The following is a 298-nucleotide window of genomic DNA, read 5'->3' on the forward strand; positions in this document are numbered from 1 at the left end:
ACGAATCGCCATTGATGATTTCGGTGCCGGTTATTCTCAACTCGCTCGCGTACTGGCCCTGCAGCCGGACATCCTCAAGCTCGACATGCGATTGTTCCAGGCGGCGGCGTTGGGCGGTCCGAGCAGCGATGTGGTGAAGGCGCTAGCCCAGATGGCCGCGAAAACCGGTTGCTGGATCATTGCCGAAGGCGTGGAAACAGAAGCTCAATTGAGTTTTGCCCTGGAGTGCGGCTCTCGGTAGGTGCAGGGTTTTCTGTTTGCCAAGGCACAAACCGCCTTCTTCGCCGCGGACGCTTTT

The 298-nt window shown here is 58.4% G+C and carries 1 pseudogene; it reads left to right on the forward strand.

The annotated features are described in order from the left end of the window. Window positions 1-238 (forward strand): annotated as a pseudogene (locus BK660_RS31700) (EAL domain-containing protein); the annotation flags it as partial. Between the last annotated feature and the right edge of the window lie 60 nt (window positions 239-298).

The sequence above is a fragment of the Pseudomonas brassicacearum genome, assembly GCF_003732265.1.
Taxonomy (GTDB): domain Bacteria; phylum Pseudomonadota; class Gammaproteobacteria; order Pseudomonadales; family Pseudomonadaceae; genus Aquipseudomonas; species Aquipseudomonas brassicacearum_D.